Consider the following 24149-nt stretch of genomic DNA (forward strand, 5'->3'; position numbering starts at 1 on the left):
TTTGGATTTAAAATTATTTCATACTTTAGTGTTATAATTCTTAACCAAACAGTCATTTTTTATTAAAAGTTTTTTCACTGGCCTTCTCCTGCTTAGTGGTATATCCCTACAAGCACAAGATTTTTCGTTCGGTAAAATAAAAAAGGAAGATTTTGCCACTACTGTTGACAAAATAGATACGGCAGCAAATGCCTTTGTCTTACGTGAATACGGTTCAGCCGAAGTAAGTTACAACAAGAATAAAGGTTTAGTAGTTGAATTTTTCAAACATGTTCGCATTAAAATTTTAAATAAAGAAGCCTATAGCTATGCAAACTTCAGCATTCCACTGTATAAAAATGGCAACGACCGGGAAGTCCTAATGGACATCAAGGGGGCGTCCTATCACCTTGTCGGTGATAAGGTCGTGGAAACAGAGATGACCAAAGCGAATATTTTTAACGAAAACTCCTCAGAAAACTATGCGGTAACGAAAGCGGCTATACCACAAGTTCAGGAAGGTACAATCATCGAATACCGCTACCGTACGGAATCCCCATTTATCTTTAATCTAAATGCTTGGGAATTTCAGGAAGATCTTCCGAAACTTTATAGCCAATACGTCACGCGTATTCCCGAGATCTGCCATTATAAAGCCAATTTAAAAGGTGGACTTGCTGTCAGCGACAGGAAGGTAGAAAATTACAACACAGGCCTAAATTCTGAAGTTGGCGAAGTCCTAGGTAGTAAAACTACCTACACAATGGAAAATATCCCGGCTTTCCACACGGAAGATTACATGACCTCTTCCAAAAATTTCAGATCAATTATCTTCTTCGAGCTCGGCAGATATAGCGTTCCAATGGGACCGACAAAAGACTTCTCGCTCACCTGGGAAAACGTCCGAGATAAACTCGTACAGGACGAAAGTTTTGGTGGACAGGTAAAACGAAAAACGGCATTGAAAGAATTCATTGAACCTGTATTGCAGGATTCAAAAGATGATCTAGAAAAAGCAGTACGGTTGTATACTTATTTTCAGAAACAAATAAAATGGAACAACCACCATTCGATCTACGCAAAAAACATCAAAGAAGCCATCGAAAAAAGAACAGGCAATAGCGCCGATATTAACCTCGGACTGGTCAATGCTTTACGATATGCGAAGCTAGATGCCATCCCTGTTATTTTATCGACACGCGAGAATGGCTATGCAGGGCTCTATGCACCAGCGATATCAGAGTTCAACCACGTCATTGCACGGGTAAAAATAGGTGAAAACTACTACCTGCTGGATGCGACCTCTCCTTATGAGATGTTTGGAAATATTCCGATGAAATGTGTCAACTTTCAGGGAAGATCAATTCCCCTGGAAGGTGAATCTGACTGGGTGAAACTCGAGGCAAGCCTTTCCTCTACATACAGTAATTTTTTCTACGGTGAACTGTCAGAAAATGGTGCATTAAAAGGAAAATGGATTACCTCACGTAACGGTTATGGTGCGTCGAAAATGCGTGAACGCCTTCAAGGAAGTAATTCTGAAGAAGAATTCTACGAAAAAATAGATGAAGAAAACAATCGCATCAAAATCAACAGTTTTAAAGTATCGAATCGAGAATCTCTTGACAAACCACTAACGGAGGAGTTTGAAATTGAGATTAAGAATTTTGCAACCCTACAAAATGACCAACTTCTATTCAATCCTTATATTGACACCAAAATGTCCAAGAACCCCTTCAACCTAACGGAGCGGAATTATCCGATCGACTTTGGTTCTTTAGTCCAAGAGGAGTGCTACATTGAAATCAAACTACCAAAAGGCTATGCTTATCCAACGGAAGGAAAGTTAAAAAACATCAGTATGGCACTTCCTGAACGTGCGGCCCGATACATTTTCAAAATCAATAATACAACACCGGACGTTTTGATCATCGAATCTGCAACACAATTAAACAAACCCCTGTTTATGCCGGAAGAGTATTTTGATTTAAAAGAGTTTTTCAGTCGGATCATCCAGGCAGAAAAATTAGATGTTGTACTCAAAAAAATATAACGATATCACTTAACACAAACTTCATTTTATATTGACGATTAGCTTAAATAAGGGTAATAACTTTGAATATCAAAAAACAGTAAAATGATTAAAGATTCAGATTTATTCGAACTAGAGAATACCTTCCTTGGTGAAGGTTTCGAATTAGATGGTGATGATATTATCACCGATGAAGACTAGGTCTTCACTTTTTCAGCAAGTATTATTCCCCTTATATAATCTCAAAGCCCAGACATTCTTTGCTGGGCTTTTTCTTTGTTCCGTAGTTCACCAATTTGGCCAGACCTTATTATTTCTCTATCTTTATGTTATCCTGACGATCCGCCGTTGAGCTAACGCAGCTCCTATTTTTACGGGAACGCAAGTAACAGGTTTAAAGCAAATAACACGCATGAGAAAAATAATATTGGATCTGGCCATGCCCCTACCAAAAGCAAACAATGGCAGCACCCATACTTTGTGGATTGCTGTGGATTACCTCAAGAAGCCAAAAACAAATTGACCCATATCTGCAAAGCAGCTAGTCGATATTTCTGACCAAATCGGCATAAGCAGCACGCAACAAAGAAATTGCCGCCTCCATACTTTGTTCATCAAGATGGGCAAACCCCAACCGCAATGCTGTAACGGTTTTATTTTGATAAAGGCAATTACTCGGCAACAAGAGTCCTAGCAACCGTACTTTTTCTTGCAAGGCTGTCAGCGAAACGACCCGATAAAACTGTATCCAAAAGGCAAGTCCAGAGGACGGGATTTCAAACCGGATCTGATCTCCAAAATGCCGTAACAGCAATTGGGCAAACAATTCTTTTCGCTCAGCAACTGTTTTCTGAAATTTACGCTGATACCGAAAGATATCACCCTGATGGATAATTTCACCCAATGTTTTCTCGATCATAAAATTCGGTTTTCCGAAGATATTCAAATACTTTTTACCTTCATCCAACAGATCCTGTGGTGCGATCAAAAAGTTCATTTGGAAACCAGGATCAAAGAAACTACCGAAAGCACCTGTATAAATCACGCGGTTGCCGCCATTTTTCCGGAAAAGTGATTCGCCTTTCTCCTTAAAAAAAGAAGACTCAAAATCCACATCATCCTCAATAATGATAAAGTTATACTGCTCGGCCAACGCTAACAGCTGAATTTTCCTCCGCTCGGAAAGGTTAACCGTCGTTGGATACTGACATCTGGTATTGAGGTAAACACACCTGATTTCTCCGGGTCTAAATTGCTCTCCAATCTTAGCGACAATCATCCCCTCTGCATCTACAGGAATGGTTTTTAGCTTAGCCCCAGCTTGACTAAAGATCATGTTAGGTAAAAAATAACTTAAATTTTCCACCAGCACAATATCACCGGGTCGGATCAATAATCGGGATAAAATTGAAAAAATCTGCTCGCGGCTGGCAATCGGCAACAAGAAATTCCGGGAAAGATGAAACCCTCTTGTTAAATTCAGATAATAGCTTAACTGGTCCCTAAAAAACAAATTCCCTTCAGTCGTCGTCGGAAAATCATCACTTTTCTTTTTCCGTTTCACCATGGATGCATAAAAACGCACCAGTTCCTCCGTTCCAATGACATTATAATCCGGTGTTCCATCCGTAAAATAGTACCTTTCGGGAACCTCTGAAATAGGCATATCTAAGATGAGTTCCTTTCTAAAAAAGTAAGGTGCAAAATCAGGCGGCTGTCTAAATGCCTTAACTGCAGACCTGGAGGTACCGATACGCTCGGGATTTTTCACAAAAGTCCCGCGATTAGGTAAAATTTTCACCCAGCCCTGTTCCTGCAATTCCGCTAAAGCAGCTACAATGGTTTTTCGGTGCACATTTAGTTCATCAGCAATCTTCCGACTGCCGGGCAACAGATCGCCATCTTCCAATAGATTACGTTTGACGGCATTGATAAATTGATAAACAATCTGCAGATAGATGGCATCTTCTTTACGGCGATCTATTTTAATAATGGAATGAAAACCTATACTAACCGGACTACTCATTATGTTTATTTCGGACTACCAAAGTTATCATTTAAACTATAATCTTTGCAATCATCAAGAAAAAATAATCGCGTTGAATTACTCAATCCCGATGGTCATTAAGCAAAATAGACCTGACTTTAGCATAAAAATTAGCAATAATATGGAAACAAAACCACAATGGACGCAGGACGACGTTGTTGCTTTATACAACAAACCAATAATGGATCTTCTTTATGAAGCGGCATCGATACATCGGAAATATCACGACCCCAACAAAGTACAAGTGTCCACATTGATCTCAATAAAAACAGGTGGCTGTCCCGAAGACTGTGCCTATTGTCCACAGGCCGCACGTTACCATACGAATGTAAAAGCGGAAGGCCTAATGAGCCTAGAGCAGGTAAAGGAGCAGGCACTGGCGGCCAAAGCGGGCGGTAGCTCACGAATCTGTATGGGGGCCGCCTGGCGTAATGTTAAAGATGGTCCTGAGTTTGATCATGTACTGGAGATGGTCCGCACATTGAATAGACTTGATATGGAAGTCTGCTGCACACTAGGTATGCTGACCGAAAACCAGGCACAGCGTCTTTCAGAAGCCGGACTATACGCCTACAACCACAACCTCGACTCCTCTGCCGACTACTATAAGGAAATTATCTCGACTAGAAGCTATGATGATCGCCTGCAAACGATCGAAAATGTACGTAAAACCAACATAACGGTATGTAGCGGTGGTATTATTGGGATGGGAGAAAGTATCGCCGACCGTGCAGCGATGTTGGTCACGCTTGCTTCGCTCATTCCACAACCCGAATCGGTACCGATCAATGCACTCGTTCCTGTACCCGGTACTCCAATGGAAGTCATGGAAGCAGTTTCGATATGGGAAATGGTACGCATGGTCGCTACAGCCCGAATTTTATTACCCACCACACAGGTTCGCCTTTCTGCAGGGCGTACCAACATGAGTACAGAGGGACAAGCTTTATGCTTTTTCGCAGGAGCCAATTCGATTTTCTCGGGCGACAAACTCCTCACCACGCCCAATCCCGCTATCAACGAAGATATGGATATGTTTAAAACACTGGGGTTAGTGGCACAGCAGCCTTTCGAGAAAAAAAATCAACCCGAAACCACCGCAACGGAGATGGCGCATTACCATGATCTTGGTGAAAGACCAAGATGGTCAAGACCAGAACATACAATCCAGCGTAACATCGCTAAACAGCAAGACAAATAACAAACCCTATGCAGCAGACCATAATGGAAGGAAAAGAAATCAACCAACACGACCTTATCGATGATTTTGACAGAGCGCATTTGTGGCATCCGTATACAACCATGACTAATCCCTTACCTGCCTACAAGGTTAAACGGGCAGATGGCTGTATAATCGAGTTGGAAAATGGGCAGCAACTTATCGATGGTATGTCCTCTTGGTGGTGCGCCATCCATGGCTACAATCACCCCGTCCTGAACGCTGCGGTCACAGCACAGCTCAGCAGCATGTCACACATGATGTTTGGCGGACTTACACACGAACCAGCAATTGCCCTCGGTAAAATACTGCTTGATATCACCCCTGCTACACTCAAAAAAATATTTTATGCCGATTCGGGTTCTGTTGCAGTGGAAGTTGCGCTTAAAATGGCTACTCAATACTGGGTATCACAAAAAAAGACCAATAAAACAAACTTTGTCACGATTCGTTCGGGATACCATGGTGATACCTGGAACGCGATGTCGGTCTGTGACCCCATTACTGGCATGCACCGCATCTTTGACCGTGCTTTACCCAAACGCTATTTTGCCCCTGCCCCAAAAATAGGATTTGATCAGGAATGGGATGCCAATGACATTCAACCCTTAGCAGACCTGATCTGCTCGCATAAGGACGAACTGGCCGCTCTCATCCTCGAACCTATCGTTCAGGGAGCCGGTCGTATGCGTTTTTATCATCCGGAGTACTTGCGTCAGGCAGCACATCTTTGCAAAGAAAATCAACTGCTATTAATCTTTGATGAAATCGCTACCGGATTTGGGCGCACGGGAAAGCTCTTTGCCTGGGAACATGCCGGCATAGTGCCCGATATCATGTGTATCGGTAAAGCTTTGACCGGAGGTTATATGACGCTATCAGCCGTGATCACTTCAGATCACGTTGCAACTACAATCTCCAACGGTAAACCGGGTACATTTATGCATGGGCCAACTTTTATGGCAAACCCCTTGGCTTGCGCTGTAGCCCACGCTTCTATCAAATTACTATTGGCAACGGACTGGCAAGCGAAAGTAACGTTAATCGAGCAACAATTGAGGCGGGAACTTAGCGCTGCAACAGCGCTGCCCCAAGTTGAGGAGCTCAGAATTTTAGGCGCAATTGCAGTTATCGAGATGAAAAACTCCGTCGATCTATCCCGCATACAACAGCGGTTTATCGAAGAAGGAATTTGGGTAAGGCCATTCGGAAAACTGATTTATATCATGCCCCCTTTTATCATAAACGAAGGCGAGCTACACAAGTTAACACAGGCATTACTAGCCGTAATCAGCACAATCCAATGAGTGAAAACAGTTTAATCCAGCGCATTGAAGATGAATTATTTACCCTTGAAAAACAAGGGAATATACGAAAACTCCCCCTTATCACGCAGCAGGGCAACATAGGACAGAAGCATGAAAAAGAGCATCATAACCTCTCGTCTAACGATTATCTTGGCCTAGCGACAGATCAGATACTTCGTCAAGAATTCCTAAATTCGGTGACAAAGGATAATGCAGTATTCAGTGCCTCCTCTTCGCGTCTACTCACAGGAAACCATGCAGGCTATACGCAATTGGAAACAACGCTGTGCCGTATGTTTGGCACAGAGAGTGCATTGGTCTTTAACAGTGGCTATCATATGAATGTAGGCATACTTCCTGCATTGTGTGATACACAGACACTAATTCTCGCCGATAAGGGTATCCACGCAAGCCTAATTGATGGCATCCGGCTGTCCAATGCGGCCTGCTACAGGTACCGCCATTCCGATTACACCCACTTAACGCAATTATTGGCAAAATATGCCCATCGCTTCACACGCATCATCATCGTCACAGAAAGTATTTTTAGTATGGATGGTGATTGCACTGACCTCCACTATCTGGTCAGTCTAAAACAGCGTTACCCCAATACCTTACTCTATGTCGATGAAGCGCACGCCGTAGGGGTACGCGGAATACGGGGGCTTGGCTGCGCAGAAGAACAGCACTGTATTACCGACATTGATTTCCTGACAGGCACCTTCGGAAAAGCGCTAGCATCGCTTGGTGGCTACCTGCTCTGTAAAGAACCCATCCGGAATTATTTGATCAATAAGGCTCGTACGCTAGTTTTTACAACCGCGCTACCACCGATCAACCTTTTATGGACCGCGTTTATTCTGGAACGCTTAAGCGACTTCACTGACCGGCGCCAACAGCTGCACAAAAATAGCCTATTACTTAAACAGCAAATAATTGCCAAAGGCTTTAATTGTCCGTCAGAGAGCCATATTCTACCAGTCATTATCGGTGATAATAAGGAAACGATACTGAAAGCAGAAGATCTGCAGCGAAAGGGATTTTACGTACTTCCCATACGTCCGCCGACAGTACCAGGAGGAACTTCAAGAATCCGGCTTTCATTAACAGCAACAATGACCTCGGCCATGATCAAACAACTCGCAGCAAGCTTATGATACTTAAAAGAATCTCTCCCAAACGGGTCACTTCAGCCGATAATTTCCCAAGGCAGTATCTTCACCCAAAATCCAACGAAAAACTGCTTTTATTTTTTGCAGGCTGGGGTATGGATGAACAGCCTTTTTTGCACTACTCTCCTGTGGGCAAAGATCTTATTGTTGCCTATAGCTATACGGATTTACTGTTGGACGAACGTCTGCTCGCGGGATACCGGGAAATTGAGGTTTTCGCCTGGTCTATGGGGGTATGGGCAGCAGCAATGGTACTGCCCGAACTCCAAAACAGCAATTACCCCATCAGTACGTGTACCGCAATCAATGGAACACCATTTCCAATAGATGACGAAAAAGGAATTCCAGCCCAGTTATTCAAAGGAACATTGGATACGCTGAGCGATAAAACACTGGAAAAATTCAGATTCCGCATGTGTGGTTCCAAGGACCTTTTCAACAACTTTCTTGACAAAGCTCCTCAACGGGACATCGAAGACCTTCGCACAGAGCTCATCGCCATTGAAAAAATCGCAAGTACCAAATCAGCAACAGCATTTCAATGGCATCAGGCATATATCGGTAAAGAAGACCGAATCTTCCACGTAGAAAATCAAAAACGTGCCTGGTCCGATACCGCATATACGATAATTGACGCTACGCATTATCCCGAACAATTATTTAAGCATCTTTTAAAATGATCATCATGATGGACAAACAAAGGATTATGGCCCGTTTTTCTAAAGCTGCGCCGAACTATCAGTCGGCAGCGACTGCTCAGTACGAAATAGCAAAAAAAATGATCAGCTTGATGCAGGAGTACATACCGCTCAGACCGCAAAAAGTATTGGAAATTGGCTGCGGCACAGGACTTTTTTCGCGGTTGATGCTAGAGCATCTCAAACCCCAAAAGATGGTTTTAAATGATATCTGTCCAGCAATGATGCCCGAAGTAATGGATATTTTGACCTCGCCGCACACGTTCAGCTGTGCTGATGCAGAAACCTATGCTTTTCCAAAAGATATCAATCTAATCGCTTCCTGCTCTACGATTCAGTGGTTCAACAATCCCCGCGCTTTCTTTGAGAACTGTTATGTATCGCTTCCGAACTCGGGTATCCTTGCCTTCAGTACTTTTGGCCATGACAATATGCACGAGATCAATGCTACTGCACATGTTGGACTAACATATCAATCTAAATCCGAACTTATTGCCGAACTTTTAGCATTGAATTATACGATCCTCGTTGCACAAGAAGAACATTTACAATTGTACTTTGAAAGCCCTTTACAAGTTCTGCTCCACCTGAAGCAAACAGGAGTGACGGGAATAAAAAATCACCGGTGGACAAAAGGCACACTCCGGGCTTTCTGCGATCAGTATACTGCTCGTTACGGGACAGAAAAAGGCGTATCGCTAACCTACCACCCCATCTATATTATTGCAAAGAAAACAACAGCTGAACACACCTATTACCAACAGTCGGACAACCTACTAAAGCAACATCACAATGAATGAAAACATCTATTTTGTTTCCGGTATAGATACCGGAATCGGAAAAAGTTATGCTACCGGCCTCCTTGCGAAACAATGGAATACAAATGGTATACGTACCATTACTCAAAAGCTGGTGCAAACTGGAAATACAGCTATTTCTGAAGATATCGTCCTGCATCGCCAACTCATGGAAATCCCATTAACGGAGGAAGATCATCAGAAAATCACCATGCCGGAGATTTTCAGCTACCCGGCCTCCCCTCATCTGGCAGCGCGCCTAGATAGTCGTGAAATTGACTTTAACAAGATCAGACAGGCAAGCTTGACATTAAGCCATCGCTACGATGCTGTGCTTATTGAGGGCGCAGGTGGATTGATGGTTCCATTAAAAGAAGGTTATCTGATTATTGATTACATCCAAGAAATGCAATATCCTCTTATTTTTGTCACATCCGGAAAATTAGGGAGTATCAATCATACCTTACTAAGTCTGGAAGCGATCGCCAAGCGCAAGATAAACCTACACACCCTGGTTTACAACACGTTCCCCGCTCATAAAGACCGCACCATAAGTTCTGATACGGAGTTATATCTTCGTCGTTATATAGAAAAACACCATCCGGAGACCTTATTTGTCCGCTTGTAAATAAGGTCAACCGGATACGATTGTTAGACCGATAGCGCAACAGCAGGTAGACCAGTCAAAAAGAATTGGCCGCCATTCCTGCGGAAACAGGTATAGGTTATGCTAATAATGGATCAGTTGTACACTCGACACCTGTTTCCAATCGCCCTGCGAGCTGAATGAGGAAGCTGCTGTCTTCCTTGAGTCGTACAGCAATATCATACCAATTCCCTTGCCTTTCAACATCGAGGATCAATGGCACTTCTTCGGCGGGAGCGATTTCTTTCGTTGCGGTGTATTTTCCATAACTAAGGCTCTCGACAACCACGGTTAACCGCTGGTTACTATCGTTCCTGAGTTTCAACTGCAATTTCCCTGTCGTCGCCTGTGTCAGCGCTTTAAGTTCCGGAGAAACGGTAGCCTCCAGCGCAGCAGCTCCTTTTTGTCCAGAAAATTTTCGATAAAAACCATTTGGACCATGTAATTCAAAAGCATAGCGGTCTCCTGCAAATCGTGCCAGGTCCCACTGATATGTCAAACGATCACCGGCCTTCACCGAAAAATTCCAATTACGGTAGGTTTCACTTTGCCCCTGCTCATCACGATATTCCAACGGGCTATACACATTGAATGCTGTCCCCGCAGTCCTTTTTCCGAAAAACTTGTCGTCTACAGCCATCGCCAGATGAAACTGTCCATCTTTCACATAGCCCACCGCATCATGCGCATAAGGCAATGGCAGGGATTTACGAATCCCCCGCTCCTGTATTCGGTCAAATCCCGGAATCCATCCGTTTTTAGTTGCTAGATCAGGATCTTTGACCTCAACAAAGCCTTGTGGATCATCTTTGAACTGCGCATTGTATATCGTTTCGATATATTGATCCCGATCAAGAAAAGGAAGTTGTTCCTTTTGCTGCGTAAAAGGTGTAAAGGCGCTTGTTAAATCACCACAGATTGTTCTACGCCATGCACTGATGTTTTCCAAACGCATATTCTTGTTCAGCTTTTTGTTGAAGAAAGATTCCAAAAATTGCAAAGTAGACGTATGGTCAAATACCTGAGAGCAGACCTTACCACCTCGTGACCAAGGCGACGCAATATACATGGGAACACGAAAACCTAAACCCACAGCGCCTTCGCGTGCATGTTTTTTAGGAATCCCCTGTTTTAGCTCATTTTCTAAACGAACCATCTCCACCTCCGTATCGATCCCTGGAGAACATGCACCTGTATCTTTCTTCTTTAAATCTGGCACCAGAAAAGGTTTAACATGGTCGTAGTAACCATCGTTTTCATCATAGGTAATGATAAAAATTGTTTTTTTCCAAACTTCGGGGTTTTTCGTTAAGATATCTAAGACTTCAGATACATACCAAGCTCCATACCAGGGCGCACTCGGGTGGTCCGAAAAATTCTGCGGACCGGCCAACCAGGATACGGCAGGCAGTTTCCCGGTATCAACGTCTTTACGGAATTGATAAAGAATATCTCCTTTAGGGACTTCCAGCGTGCTTTTTTTTCCCTGTGTCTTAAAACGTAAGGTATCAAGCGATCTGTAATTGTTATCCCCCTTGTTTACTGTAAACGCCCGCTCATTTAATGATTTCGTAAAATCACTTAGCTTGTTATAATTGTTTGCATTGAATTCCTTTAGTTCGGTCTCAGCTCGCTCCAGTGCATCACTTTTTTTGCGAATATCAGCCCGTATCTTTTCTGCTTGTTCCTCGGAAGAAGGTGACTTCTCTTCCAACTTAGAAATCTGCATGGGCAAATCCCGAACCTGTGTTTCCAGGCTCCTGATATAGTTCTCCTTAAATTTAACTTGATAAGCCTGAAAAAACTCCAGTAGATTACACCCAAAATTGGATAACCACGCCCTTTCCTGCCCAGAAAACCCTCCGCCACAGCTGGTCTCATTTTGATAGAAACGCCAGTTAATGCCATTCTTTTCAAGCAATTCCGGAAAAGTTGCCCAGGTCATTTTACCATAGCCAAAATCATCGTTCCGAATATTCACTTTTTGCAGACCATCTTTCATCTCTGTAATCTTACCCGTCCAGAAAAAGGAACGGTTAGGCGTCGTGCTTGTCATCCCCGAGCAAAAATTCTGATCACATACTGTGAAAGCATCCGCTAAGGCATAATGAAAAGGTAGATCTTCCCGTGTAAAGTATCCCAATGTCAGTGGCATCGCCGCATATTGTTTATTCCCTGATTGCTTCGATAACAGCCAATGATCGTAACGTCCTTGGTTAAAGGCATCCACCTGGCTTGCTCGACTATGTGGAAGCGAACCCATCCAGGTCACTTTACTTTCTTTCAGATTTAATCGAAAAGGAGCATAAGTTTTTCCCGCTTTATCCGTTTGATACCAGACGGGTAAACCGTTTGGTAAACGTATCGAACGGGGATCATTAAACCCCCGAACTCCCGAAAGACTACCTAGCGTATGGTCAAAGGAGCGGTTCTCCTGCATCAGGATGACGATGTGCTCGGCATCTAAAAAGCTGCTTCCTGGGGCAGGGTCTATCGCAAAGGCTTTCTGGATCGATGTGGGCATAAAGCTGGCTATACCTGCTGCTCCCGAAAATAGTAGGGTTTTTCGGAGGAATTCTCTTCTGCTTTCCATAATACTTATTTATAATTTCGATTTGAATCTACTTAGATTTCTTTTTGTTTCATATTTCTTCGTGTAAATCTTATGTTACTAAATTAAAACACAGGAAAACATGTGCTTGATAGGATCACAAAAATTTGTTTATTTTTACGAAAAGACAATAGACAAACATATGGTGGATATTTTGCTGCTCGAAGACGACAAGGTACTCTCTAAGGAGATTCGCTCTTTTCTGTTAAGCCAGGGTTTTACCTGTGATCAAGCCTTTGACGGTATTGAGTTTTTGGCCAAAACACACCAAAAGAAATATGGTTTCTATTTACTGGACATCAACGTGCCCAAAATCAATGGATTGGAGATCTGTAAAAAGATAAGAAGCCATGATGCCCTCACGCCAATTATTATTCTTTCGGCATACGACGATATAGACGACAAAAAGGAGGCATTTCTCCGAGCCGCGGATGACTATTTGGTTAAACCCTTCGTCTTGGATGAATTGCTGATGCGGATCTATTCCCTACTGCGTCGACAACAACATAGCGAAAGCAATGAAACAAAAACATGGGTAATCGATGATCTGATCATTTATCCTGATGAGGCCCGTGTACTACGTGCAAATGAAGAAATTAATCTTACTCAAAAAGAATTTCAACTGCTGCTTATCTTAGCGCAGGCAAAGGGCCGCACCTTATCCAAGCAACATATTTCGGAGGAAGTATGGCAAAACCAATTTCAAACAACACAGAATACAATTGAAGTTTACATCAACTTTTTACGAAAGAAAATTGATAAAAACTTTGAAAATAAACTAATCCATACAAGACCTGGATTTGGTTATTACCTATCGGCAGAAAAATGAATTTAAAAAAGAAGATAGCGATTAGCTTTAGCATTGCATTCTCCGTCCTTTTCGGTATGGCGATGTTGATTATCTACTATGCTAGTTTCGATTTTCGGAAAGATCAATTTCGCCAGCGACTGATTGATAAATTGGACAATATCTCCCATTACATCGCCAGTAATCCTTATTTCAACCGTCAGTCTTACAAAAACTATTTCCACGATGACGAAGATGGCCTCTTCTATGAAGATGTGATCATCCTTGACAAAAACAAACAACTGGTCTTCAGCACCGTAAAGGATCAGACCATTACCTGGAATGCCTCGATTGTCAATCGGCTAAATCAGGAAAAACAGATTTTCTACGATCAGGACCAATACGAAACGCTGGCCAAATATTATCGCATCAACGGTTTACCTTATTATATTATCGTAAAAGCACAGGATTACTCCGGGAATGAAAAAATGGACCATCTGGCGCTCGTCCTGACCATATTATTTGTACTGAGCGCTGTGCTGGTCTGGATATTCAGTTATAATCTTATCCAACGTTTATTGATCCCACTCGATAAATTAAAAGATAATATCACCCAGATCAATGCCAGCAAACTGACCAAACCTGTCGAGTATACCGGTAAAACAGATGAGATTGCTGTACTAACCCGAGCATTTAACACCATGCTGCTACGGCTTTCGGCTGCTTTCGAATCGCAGAAAGAATTTAATTCCAGCGCCTCTCATGAGTTGCGAACACCGCTTGCCCGAATGTCCTTCCAGCTGGAGAACCTTTATCATCAGAATCAGTTGAGCGAAGAAGTAAGGCAGGTATTGCGTAATATATCCAAAGAAACCTTACATCTTTCGGAGGTAACCGATTCGTTGATGTTACTTTCAAAATTCGACTCTGAGCGTTTGAAAATGACTTATGCGGAGGAAAGAATTGATGAAATTATCTTTACGGCTTATGAAAAGGTAGCCAAGGTGTTCCCCGACCTACAACTGGACTTTTCAATTGGTGGAACCGAAGATCCCAAACTGAGTATTTTCTGTTCTGCTCAATTGATTGAAATCGCTTTTGTGAATTTATTTAAAAATGCCGCGCTTTATTCCGATACCAGGGAGGTAAAAGTAATGATTGTAGAATCAACGTGGGAACTTAAAGTACTTGTCAGCAATACTGGCCCGGCCTTGAGTACAATCGACCAAAAGCGGATTTTCGATGCATTCAGCCGCGGTGAAAACGCAAGTGAAACAACAGGATCAGGCCTAGGGTTACGTATCGTTCAGCGTATCATGCAATCGCATCAAGCAACAATAGCATATCAGGCCGATTTAAAACAATCTACGCATACTTTTGTATTACTATTTAAATTGTTTCCGAACCGGGAAGTATAGTTGCTTAATTGCGACAGACAATATCAAGTCGATGGGCAATAAACGCATATATTATTATACCGATTCATAGCTATCCGCCGATCTGAAAAACATGCTTTTTTAAGCTTTTTTTAAGCATTTATTAAGGGGTCTTTAATCTTCGACCAGTTATTTTGTTACATAAGTTTTGAAACACATGACAAAGACACCCCTTATATTTTTATTGCTTTGCAATAGCATGGCTTTTGCTCAACAAAAACCACCACAGGCAGTTTATACGAGCATTCATGAAAGTACATTTGGGACTAAGCAAAGTGAGATCTTGGGACAACAGATGACACTGCAGGAATGCGAAGAAGCCTTTATCAAAAGTAACCTCTCCTTGCTCGCACAACAATATGACATCAGTCAAGCCAAGGCAGACGTCATACAAGCCAAAATATGGGATCTGCCACAGTTGCAACTGTCTGCCAACGCCTACGATCCACAAAACAAAAAAACATTTCATATTGGTCAATCCAAGGAAGCAAGCGTATCCCAATTGATTTATCTCGGTGGAAAAAAGAAGAATGAAGTTGAATTTGCTAAATCAAATGTTGAACTTGCTAAGTTGCAATTCAGTCAATTACTGGCAAGTCTTCGCGCCCAGTTGCGTACGACCTTCTACTCCCTTTACTTTGAGCAACATAAGTTGGCCGATATTAAAATTCAGTTGGATTACCTCAATAATCTGCTCGCCGCTTATAAAGAGCAAGGAAAAAAAGGAAACGTTTCTTTAAAAGATCAGGTTCGCCTTCAAACAATGGCCATTGATCTCAACAACGAAAAAACGACAGCGATCAATACTAGCATCAATCTACAGCAGCAATTACGTGTGCTTATTTCCAGTCAGGAAGATGTATTACCAAAGTTAACAGATCAAGAAGCAGATCAGGAACTTGCCGTAAAGCCAACAATGCCTTTGGAAAACATCTACCAATTGGCCTTGGAAAACAATGCCGATTATCAATTTGCCTTGAAGACCTCGGAAAGCGCACAGTTATTTACCAGATGGCAACAGTCTTTAAACACACCGGATATTAACCTTGGCCTTTCGTACAGCCAAAATGGAGGGGTATTCCGCAATGAGCTCAATGTCACAGCCGCCATTCCGATCCCGTTGTGGAAACAAAATAAAGGAAATGTGATCAAAGCGAAATACGCCGAAGAAGAGGCAAAGAAAAATATTGAAGTCCAACGGCAGCTGCTGGAATCACAGATCCGTTCAAACTATCAGTCCTGGGAAAATCAGTATAACCAATATTTCACCATTACATCAGACGACCTGCATAACATCGCTGTGGTCTATGATGGCATATTCAATAATTTTAAAAAAGGGAATATTTCTTTAGTTGAGTTCACGGATTTTATGGACAGCTATCGCATATCTATTCTTAAGCTATACGATATGAAAAAGGAAATTATTCTCAACGCCGAACAATTAAACTACCTGGCTCAAACTTCTATATTCAATTCAACTCATGTCAACTAACAAACTTCTTATAGCCACTGTGGCAATAGTACTACTTTACTCTTGCCAAAATCATAAAGAAACAGATAATGCAGCCATTGTCAAAGGTTTCGAAATTAGTGAGACGATGCTTAAATCGACAAGTTTTGCTTCGGTAAAAAAAGAAAATGTGACCGAAGAACTCAACTTCTTTGGAAAGATATCGGCCGATCAAAACAATTATATCGATATTTTCCCGCTCGTTGGGGGGAATGTGGTCTCCGTTAATGTTTCTCTGGGTGATTATGTCCATAAAGGTCAGGTATTGGCAACAATCAGAAGTACGGAAGTTGCCGGTATACAAAAGGATCTTTCGGATGCCAGAACCGATGTGTTACTCGCCGAGAAAAACTACCGTGTGGCCGAAGACATGTATAATGGTAAACTGAGTACAGACAAAGACATGCTGGAAGCAAAGGGGCAATTAACCAAAGCCAAAGAGCAACTACGTCGTTCAGAAGCCGTCAGTCAGATCTACAATGTGCGTACAGGTAATATTTATTCGGTCGTATCTCCAATCGATGGCTACATCGTCCAAAAGAACATCAATAAGGACATGCAGTTGCGTAGTGACCGCAGCGACAACATCTTTGATGTGGCCAATACAAAAGATGTATGGGCAATTCTTAACGTCAACGAAACGGATATCGACAAGATTAGTATGGGCATGCCGGCTATTGTGTCTACCCTGAGCTACCCAGACAAAAAATTCCAGGGCAGTATTGATAAAATCTTTAAGATCATCGACCCCCAGACGAATTCTATGCAGGCACGCGTGGTGCTAGACAATAAGGATGGTTTACTTATTCCGGATAGTAAAGCGACCATTAAAGTGTTGCATCGCTCCAATACGGAAGCGCTCGCAGTTCCTTCCGATGCGGTCATTTTCGATCAAAACAAATATTTCGTATTGATCTATAAATCCCAAAATGACATTAAGATTCGCGAAATACTGCCGATCAAACAAAACGAAGGAACAACTTACATGGCTACGGGGCTACAGGAAGGTGAAAAAGTTGTTGTTAACAATAAACTTTTGATCTATAGAGCATTGAATAATTAATCGGTCTTAGCATTTACACGAATGAACAAATTCATTAAAAATATCATTGCCTTTTCCATTAAAAATAAAGCGTTTACCTTTATTTGGGTCGGTATTTTGGCTATTGCTGGTTTCATTAGCTTTAAAAGCATGCCCATTGAGGCATTTCCCGATGTGACCAATACACAAATAACCATCATTACCCAGTGGAACGGAAGGAGTGCGGAGGAAGTCGAACGTTTCGTAACAACACCAATCGAACTGGGCATGAGTCCAGTCCAAAAGAGAACCAGCATACGGAGCACGACCATGTTTGGCCTTTCTATTGTTAAAATCATCTTTGATGATGGTGTCGACGACACTTTTGCCCGCAATCAGGTCAACAACCTCATGCGGTCTGTGAGCCTGCCAGACAATGTTGATCCTGAAGTACAGCCTCCTTATGGCCCTACAGGCGAAATCTTCCGTTATACATTACATAGCGACCAACGCAATTCACGCGACCTCCTTACTTTACAGACCTGGGTCATTGACCGCGCTTTACGTGGTGTCCCCGGTGTAGCCGATATCAACGTTTTTGGTGGACAGGATTTGGTTTACGAAATAAGTACTGACCCCATTAAACTTGACAAATTTAATCTGACCCCGTTACAGGTATTTGATGCTGTCAGCAAAAGTAACCTAAACGTCGGTGGAGATGTCATCGAAAAAAGTGGCCAGTCCTACGTCGTACGCGGTATTGGTTTGGTCAACTCGATCAATGATATCGAAAACATCACGGTAATCAACCAAAAGGGAAATCCGGTCTTTGTTAAAAATGTGGCCGAGGTAAGAGAAAGCGCAATGCCTCGGGTGGGCCAAGCCGGTTTTGGTAAGAATGATGATGTGGTAGCAGGAACCATCGTGATGCGGAAAGGCGAAAATCCAAGAGAGGTTTTAACTGCTGTAAAAGCGAAAATAGACGAGCTCAACAACAAAATCCTTCCCAAAGATGTCAAAATGCAAACCTTCTATGACCGTGACAATCTCATGGATTTCACGACCCATACCGTTATGCACAACTTGATTGAAGGTATTGTCCTCGTCACCTTGATGGTATTGCTCTTTATGGCAGACTGGCGCACGACGGTCATCGTTTCTATCATTATACCCCTCGCCTTACTTTTTGCCTTTCTATGTCTTAAACTAGCTGGCATGAGCGCCAACCTGTTGTCTTTGGGTGCAGTAGACTTTGGTATTATCATCGACGGTGCCGTGGTCATGGTGGAAGGGATATTTGTCATGTTGGATCACCAGGCTCATAAGCTGGGTATGGAGAAATTCAACAAAATGGCCAAAGCCGGCTGGATCAAACAGACAGGAACAGGTTTGGGAAAAGCAATCTTTTTCTCCAAGCTGATTATCATCACCTCCTTGATGCCCATATTCTCCTTCCAAAAAGTAGAAGGAAAGATGTTTTCGCCACTAGCCTTTACCCTGGGTTTTGCTTTGCTGGGTGCATTACTGTTTACCTTGACACTCGTTCCGGCTTTATCGCATATTCTGCTCAATAAAAATGTGAAAGAACGCCACAATCCATTTGTTGAATTCTGGAATAGAATTGTCGCCAAAGGTTTTGGATTTACATTCCGAAACAAGCGTCTGAGTATGATCGTTGCAATTACTTTACTAGCTGCAATCTTGTTTTCTGCAAAATTTTTAGGGACAGAGTTTTTACCGACATTAAATGAAGGTTCCCTTTGGGTTACTGCCGAGATGCCCATGAGTACTTCATTACGTGAATCGGTTAAAACAACCAAACTGTTAAAGGGTACTTTAGAAACTTTTCCTGAGGTCACCGGCGTACTTTCCCAAACTGGACGAAGCAACGACGGTACCGACCCCAATGGGTTTGGCTTTGTTCAGTTTGCTGTGGCCCTAAAACCTAAAGAGGAATGGACGCGTAAAATCACGATGGATCAGCTGATTGAAGAGATGGACCATAAACTCAAACAATTCCAGGGGATCACCTATAACTATTCGCAGCCTATCTCGGATAATGTTGCCGAAGCAGTTGCTGGTTTCAAGGCCGAAAACGGCATTAAGATCTTTGGCGATAACCTCGCGACCTTAGACCGCCTGGCGAAAGAAGTTTATGCACAGGTCAAAGGTATTCAAGGTATTAAAGAACCCGGTATCATCTTAAATATCGGCCAACCTGAAGTTAGTGTGGTATTGGATCGGACCCGTATGGCGGCGTTCAATGTTCTGCCGGCAGATGCACAAGCGGTACTGGAAATGGCCTTTGGCGGAAAAACCGCTTCCATTTTGTACGATGGTGAGCGCAAATTCAACATTCGCCTGCGTTATGCGCCCGAATATCGGAAAACAGAAAAAGATATTGCACAGCTGATGGTTCCATGTGGCGATGGCACATTAATTCCGTTGAAAAGTATCGCGACCATTGAAAAAGATAATGGTGCTGCTTTTATCTATCGCGACAACATCAAACGTTATATCGGTATCAAATTTTCCATCCGCGACCGTGACTTAGGAAGCACCATAGCGGAAGCACAACAAAAAGTAAGTAAAATTAAGCTTCCAGAAGGATATTCTATTGGCTGGACTGGACAATTTGAAAATCAGCAGCGTGCGACACACCGCCTAGCACAGGTTGTACCGATCAGTTTGATCGTCATCTTCTTTCTATTGTTTATTCTATTCGGAAATATCAAGGATTCGCTGCTCGTGTTGGCCAACGTTCCTTTTGCACTGATCGGTGGAATTATCGCCTTGCACGTGACGGGTATGAATTTTGGAATCTCGGCAGGGGTAGGTATGATCGCATTATTCGGGATATGTATCCAGAACGGCGTTATCCTGATCTCAGAATTCCATCAGAATAAGAAGGAAGGCCTACCCAATGACCAGTCAATCTACAAAGGTGTAAAATCGCGGACACGTCCTGTCGTTATGACGGCTTTGATGGCTTCCATCGGGCTATTGCCGGCTGCATTATCGACCGGTATAGGTTCGGAATCACAGAAACCTTTGGCGATCGTCATCATTGGCGGATTAATCTCAGCGACGATATTGACATTGTTGGTATTCCCAATCATCTACGATATCTTCAACAGAAAAGAGAAAGTACAACAAACAACAGCTGAATAATATTGTCCATATTTTATATACTATATACTTAGACCAGTAAAGGTCATCGGTACTGCCTCACGCTGTGAAGCGACAGGCAGTATCATTTTTCGATAATATTTTTGATGTAACATTTGTATCTATTCCAGGTTTAAAGTTTCAAAAGCAATAAAAAGCCCTTAAGTTTACAACAAATTACCTTCCATTAAGCAGCTGCTGTTTTTTGGATCACACAAACAAACACATATTTATGACTATTCTCACCTTTACAATCATCCTTCTCCTGGGTGCTTTTGTAGCAGGGCTCTTAGGATCCCTGACAGGCTTAGGCGGAGGGGTCGTTGTCATCCCTTTATTGACTCTTCTGTTTCATGTCGATATCCGTTATGCCATCGGAGCGGCCTTGTTGGCTTCCATAGCGACATCGTCCGGTGCAGCCACAGCCTATGTCAAAGAAGGCATCACCAACATCCGGCTTGGCATGTTTTTAGAAATAGCGACCACGATTGGTGCTGTTATCGGAGCTGTCATCGCCATTTACATGCCGACGAACACCATTGCAATCATTTTTGGTGTTGTACTGATCTTCTCCGCAGCAATGACTATACGGAAGAAAAACGAACATGCGCTATCCGGCGGTTCTGCTTTGGCTGAAAAATTGAAACTGAATAGCACCTACCCTGCTGATGGAAAATTGATCCCGTATAAGCTGACCAACGTTGTCGGCGGCTTCTCTTTGATGGGGGTTGCAGGAATACTTTCCGGATTACTAGGAATCGGTTCCGGTTCCCTTAAAGTACTCGCGATGGACAGCATGATGAAAATTCCATTTAAAGTCAGTACGACAACGAGTAACTTTATGATCGGTGTCACCGCAGCTGCTTCTGCAGTGGTCTATTTACAAAGGGGATATATGGATCCAGGTATTGCTTTTCCGGTTATACTAGGCGTATTATGCGGTGCCATTACAGGATCCAAACTCTTAAAGCGCATGAACCCAAAGACTTTACGTATTATTTTCGCCGTCGCCATTACTTTGGTGGCCTTGGAAATGATCTTCAACGGATTCCAGCATAAATTCTAAAAATGGTAGCTTACACGATTTAGGATTTTAAGTTTGTAACGTCCTTCCGCTAGACAATGAAGGACCTAATTACTCAAAATGAAACAAGTATTTTCGAAACACTATTGGGGAGACAAGGACATCTCACTATTAGTAGGACAAATTTTACGAATAGGCGTTATATTGGCGTCCTCTATTCTTATTCTCGGCGGTATCTTCTACCTGATTGTCCATGGACAGGACACCGTACCGAATTATCGAGATTTTGTCGGTGAAGGGAATTCCAATACAACAATTACTGGAATTATTTCAGGGGCCTTTAGCCGAAATATTCCCCAAGTTATACAGTTGGGTGTTCTTTTATTGATTTGCACACCTATTGTACGGGTGATCGGTTCGTTATTTGGCTTTGTAATCGAAAAAGACAGACTTTATATCATCATTACATTGATTGTATTAACCGTCATTATCGGCAGTATACTGAGTGGCGTCAAGGGATAATAAAGCTTTATCTCTTGATCCGCCGCCAAGCGGATTTTTCCAACGCGTATTCAAAATTTTTACGTTCAGGCTCATTTACGTAGCTGACCATCTTTTCGGCCACTTTAATAGCGCCCAAACGCTCCACGGCTTTCTGAGAACGATAGTTTTCTGCCCCCACATGTAGATAGATCCGATCCACAAAGTTGAAGGCAAAGTCAAACATCATCTCTTTGACCAAGGGATTAATTCCTGCCCCCCAATACGCACGGGCATAAAACGTATATCCAACAAAAATAGATTTTTCCGCCTCATCAAGTCCATAGTACCGGGTGCTCCCAATGCAGGCTCCACTTTCCTTATCCAGGATCAAATAAGCAGCCTTACTTTCCAAGGCCCCTTCAAAAAATCCCTGAAAAACCTCTTCCTTCCAGCGATCTTTGTTGGGATGCTGTTCCCAGATCAGGGGATCTTTGGCAACCTGATACAGCGTATCAAAATCCGTTGGTTCGATGATGCGTAATACGACCTTATCATTTTCAAGGGTGTTGGGGGCGACAAACTTCATGAGACACTTTTATAGTTATAGCAATTCAAATATTTTAAATCTGACAAAAGATACCAATTATTGATCAAACTATCCGAATTATGCGAATATCCGGTCAAATATTACACCAAGATGTAGATAGCATCGTCATCTCCACAACATTAATGACAGAAAATAGTCTATAGGCAGATTATTTTACCTTAGAATTGATAGGAATTGGCCGACTTATTCAATTAGCATGGCAAAAAATTCGTATTTTACAGCCAAATGGAACAATTCAAGGAATTTGTAAAACAGCGTATTGATGTCACTGAGGAAGAACTAAATGACATCGTCTCACGTTATCAGGTACGGAAAATAAAGAAAAAAGAATACTTTCTCCGGGCAGGCGAGGTATGCCACCATGAAGCATACGTGATCAGCGGTTTATTTAAATCATTCTATGTCACCGCCGATGGGATTGAACATATCCTACAGTTTGCAATTGAAGATTGGTGGATCGGTGATATTGCCAGCTTCAATTATCAGGAGCCGGCCCTCCAAAACATTCAGGCCCTGGAAAACTCCGTCGTCCTGACCCTGTCAAAAAAGGCTAAGGACAAACTTTACGAAGATCATCCCATCTTCGAGAAACTCTCCAGGATTATGGCACAACGTGCGCAAATCGCATCGCAGCACCGTATTATCTCGAGCATAGGTTTCACAGCACAGGAACGCTATCTGGATTTTATCAAAAGGTACCCTAAAATCTATCCGAGGATCTCCAATATGCAATTAGCGTCCTATCTTGGTGTTACGCAGGAGTTTCTTAGCCGCCTAAAAAGACAGATCTTAAAGCCGAATCGAAATTCTTGACCTACATCAATTTTTTCTTTGTCTGTTTATCCCACCTTTGCAGAAGCTTGTTCAAACAAACAATTTGAACTTTTGAAGGTTAGATAAATAAAAAAAAGAAAATAAGATGAATAAATTTTTCCAAATTCTGGCAGCGGCAGTATTAATGGTTAATGTTGCTGTGGCACAAGTAAAATGGTCTGCGGACCCTGCACATACCAATGCGAGATTTGATGTAAAACACCTTGGTATCAGCTTTGTTGATGGTGAATTTACAAAGGTAGAAGGAACAGTTGAAACCCCAACAGGAACAAGTTTCAATAATGCCAAAGTTAATTTCGCTATCGACGTCAATAGCATTGATACACGCATTGCTGCGCGTGACAACCACTTGAAGACCGATGATTTTTTTGCTGCGGAAAAATTCCCTAAAATGACATTAAAGTCTATCAGTTTTAAAAATGCGAAAGTAAAAGGAAAATATGTGATGATAGCGGATCTGACGATTCGTGATGTAACGAAAAAAGTAACTTTCGAGGTGACGCAAAACGGCGGAATCATTACGGATCCTTGGGGAAAAACACGTGCTGGATTTACAGCTAAAACAAAAATTAACCGTCAGGATTTCGGCATGAAATACAATGATAAATTACCTTCGGGCGTAGAAGCGGTTGCTTCTGATGTCGACATCATTGTCAATACCGAACTGGTGTTGAACTAATTGAAAATAATAAATCACACTAACATAAAGGGGTGTCCAAAAAAATTGGACACCCCTTTTTATGCAATTTTATACCAAGCTCTGGCTACAGC

General features: G+C 42.4%; 19 protein-coding genes. 16 read left to right on the top strand and 3 right to left on the bottom strand.

What is annotated here, in order from left to right; all coding sequences use genetic code 11:
* The first annotated feature begins 361 nt into the window (after positions 1 to 361).
* Positions 362 to 2032, top strand: coding sequence for a DUF3857 domain-containing protein (locus tag AAW12_RS04480; RefSeq protein WP_053003522.1), 1671 nt, complete (start codon positions 362 to 364; stop codon positions 2030 to 2032).
* Positions 2033 to 2552: 520 nt separating this feature from the next.
* Here AAW12_RS04480 and AAW12_RS04485 read toward each other — a convergent pair.
* Complete coding sequence (locus AAW12_RS04485) at positions 2553 to 4037, bottom strand: PLP-dependent aminotransferase family protein (RefSeq protein ID WP_046672409.1); 1485 nt, start codon at positions 4035 to 4037, stop codon at positions 2553 to 2555.
* A gap of 142 nt (positions 4038 to 4179) precedes the next feature.
* On the opposite strand from AAW12_RS04485, the gene bioB reads away from it, so the two are divergent.
* The 6 genes from bioB to bioD are packed head-to-tail and all read left to right on the top strand — an operon-like array spanning position 4180 to position 9879.
* Positions 4180 to 5259 carry a biotin synthase BioB gene (gene bioB / locus AAW12_RS04490; protein ID WP_046672447.1) on the top strand — a complete coding sequence of 360 codons (1080 nt, stop codon included), beginning with the start codon at positions 4180 to 4182 and terminating at the stop codon, positions 5257 to 5259.
* Between the two features lie 8 nt (positions 5260 to 5267).
* Positions 5268 to 6584: an adenosylmethionine--8-amino-7-oxononanoate transaminase gene (gene bioA / locus AAW12_RS04495; RefSeq protein WP_084823072.1), complete on the top strand. Its 1317-nt coding sequence runs from the start codon at positions 5268 to 5270 to the stop codon at positions 6582 to 6584.
* On the top strand, positions 6581 to 7741 hold the full coding sequence (locus AAW12_RS04500) for an 8-amino-7-oxononanoate synthase (RefSeq protein WP_046672410.1): 1161 nt from the start codon (positions 6581 to 6583) through the stop codon (positions 7739 to 7741). The genes bioA and AAW12_RS04500 overlap by 4 nt, the downstream gene beginning before the upstream one ends.
* Positions 7738 to 8436 (top strand): DUF452 family protein, encoded by a 699-nt coding sequence (locus AAW12_RS04505; protein WP_053003523.1) that lies wholly within the window; start codon positions 7738 to 7740, stop codon positions 8434 to 8436. The genes AAW12_RS04500 and AAW12_RS04505 overlap by 4 nt, the downstream gene beginning before the upstream one ends.
* Positions 8437 to 8441: 5 nt before the next feature.
* A complete protein-coding gene (bioC, locus tag AAW12_RS04510; RefSeq protein WP_197083970.1) occupies positions 8442 to 9254 on the top strand; it encodes a malonyl-ACP O-methyltransferase BioC in 813 nt (270 codons plus the stop codon).
* Positions 9247 to 9879, top strand: coding sequence for a dethiobiotin synthase (gene bioD, locus AAW12_RS04515; protein WP_046672411.1), 633 nt, complete (start codon positions 9247 to 9249; stop codon positions 9877 to 9879). Before bioC ends, bioD begins: the two co-directional genes overlap by 8 nt.
* Positions 9880 to 9976: 97 nt before the next feature.
* Here bioD and AAW12_RS04520 read toward each other — a convergent pair whose 3' ends face one another.
* Positions 9977 to 12490: a phosphocholine-specific phospholipase C gene (locus AAW12_RS04520; RefSeq protein WP_046672412.1), complete on the bottom strand. Its 2514-nt coding sequence runs from the start codon at positions 12488 to 12490 to the stop codon at positions 9977 to 9979.
* Positions 12491 to 12590: 100 nt separating this feature from the next.
* Here AAW12_RS04520 and AAW12_RS04525 point away from each other — a divergent pair, with 100 nt between their 5' ends.
* The 7 genes from AAW12_RS04525 (at position 12591) to AAW12_RS04555 (ending at position 21976) form a co-directional block, all read left to right on the top strand.
* Positions 12591 to 13337 carry a response regulator transcription factor gene (locus tag AAW12_RS04525; RefSeq protein WP_197083971.1) on the top strand — a complete coding sequence of 249 codons (747 nt, stop codon included), beginning with the start codon at positions 12591 to 12593 and terminating at the stop codon, positions 13335 to 13337.
* Positions 13334 to 14713: a sensor histidine kinase gene (locus tag AAW12_RS04530; protein ID WP_046672413.1), complete on the top strand. Its 1380-nt coding sequence runs from the start codon at positions 13334 to 13336 to the stop codon at positions 14711 to 14713. Before AAW12_RS04525 ends, AAW12_RS04530 begins: the two co-directional genes overlap by 4 nt.
* A gap of 175 nt (positions 14714 to 14888) precedes the next feature.
* Positions 14889 to 16223, top strand: coding sequence for a TolC family protein (locus tag AAW12_RS04535; RefSeq protein WP_197083972.1), 1335 nt, complete (start codon positions 14889 to 14891; stop codon positions 16221 to 16223).
* The gene (locus AAW12_RS04540; RefSeq protein ID WP_046672414.1) at positions 16213 to 17304 is read left to right on the top strand and encodes an efflux RND transporter periplasmic adaptor subunit; all 1092 of its coding nucleotides are present in this window, start codon (positions 16213 to 16215) and stop codon (positions 17302 to 17304) included. Before AAW12_RS04535 ends, AAW12_RS04540 begins: the two co-directional genes overlap by 11 nt.
* A 21-nt stretch (positions 17305 to 17325) precedes the next feature.
* Positions 17326 to 20433, top strand: coding sequence for an efflux RND transporter permease subunit (locus AAW12_RS04545; protein WP_046672415.1), 3108 nt, complete (start codon positions 17326 to 17328; stop codon positions 20431 to 20433).
* A gap of 229 nt (positions 20434 to 20662) precedes the next feature.
* Positions 20663 to 21496: a sulfite exporter TauE/SafE family protein gene (locus tag AAW12_RS04550; protein WP_046672416.1), complete on the top strand. Its 834-nt coding sequence runs from the start codon at positions 20663 to 20665 to the stop codon at positions 21494 to 21496.
* A gap of 78 nt (positions 21497 to 21574) precedes the next feature.
* Positions 21575 to 21976 carry a DUF1634 domain-containing protein gene (locus tag AAW12_RS04555; protein WP_046672417.1) on the top strand — a complete coding sequence of 134 codons (402 nt, stop codon included), beginning with the start codon at positions 21575 to 21577 and terminating at the stop codon, positions 21974 to 21976.
* Between the two features lie 7 nt (positions 21977 to 21983).
* On the opposite strand, the gene AAW12_RS04560 is transcribed toward AAW12_RS04555, so the two are convergent.
* Positions 21984 to 22523: a GNAT family N-acetyltransferase gene (locus AAW12_RS04560; protein ID WP_046672418.1), complete on the bottom strand. Its 540-nt coding sequence runs from the start codon at positions 22521 to 22523 to the stop codon at positions 21984 to 21986.
* Positions 22524 to 22769: 246 nt separating this feature from the next.
* Here AAW12_RS04560 and AAW12_RS04565 point away from each other — a divergent pair, with 246 nt between their 5' ends.
* Entirely contained in the window at positions 22770 to 23357 is a 588-nt protein-coding gene (locus AAW12_RS04565; RefSeq protein WP_046672419.1) for a Crp/Fnr family transcriptional regulator, read from the top strand.
* Between the two features lie 106 nt (positions 23358 to 23463).
* Positions 23464 to 24057, top strand: coding sequence for a YceI family protein (locus AAW12_RS04570; RefSeq protein WP_046672420.1), 594 nt, complete (start codon positions 23464 to 23466; stop codon positions 24055 to 24057).
* Positions 24058 to 24149: the final 92 nt, after the last annotated feature.

It is taken from the genome of Sphingobacterium sp. Ag1 (assembly GCF_000988325.1).
In the GTDB taxonomy this organism is placed as follows: domain Bacteria; phylum Bacteroidota; class Bacteroidia; order Sphingobacteriales; family Sphingobacteriaceae; genus Sphingobacterium.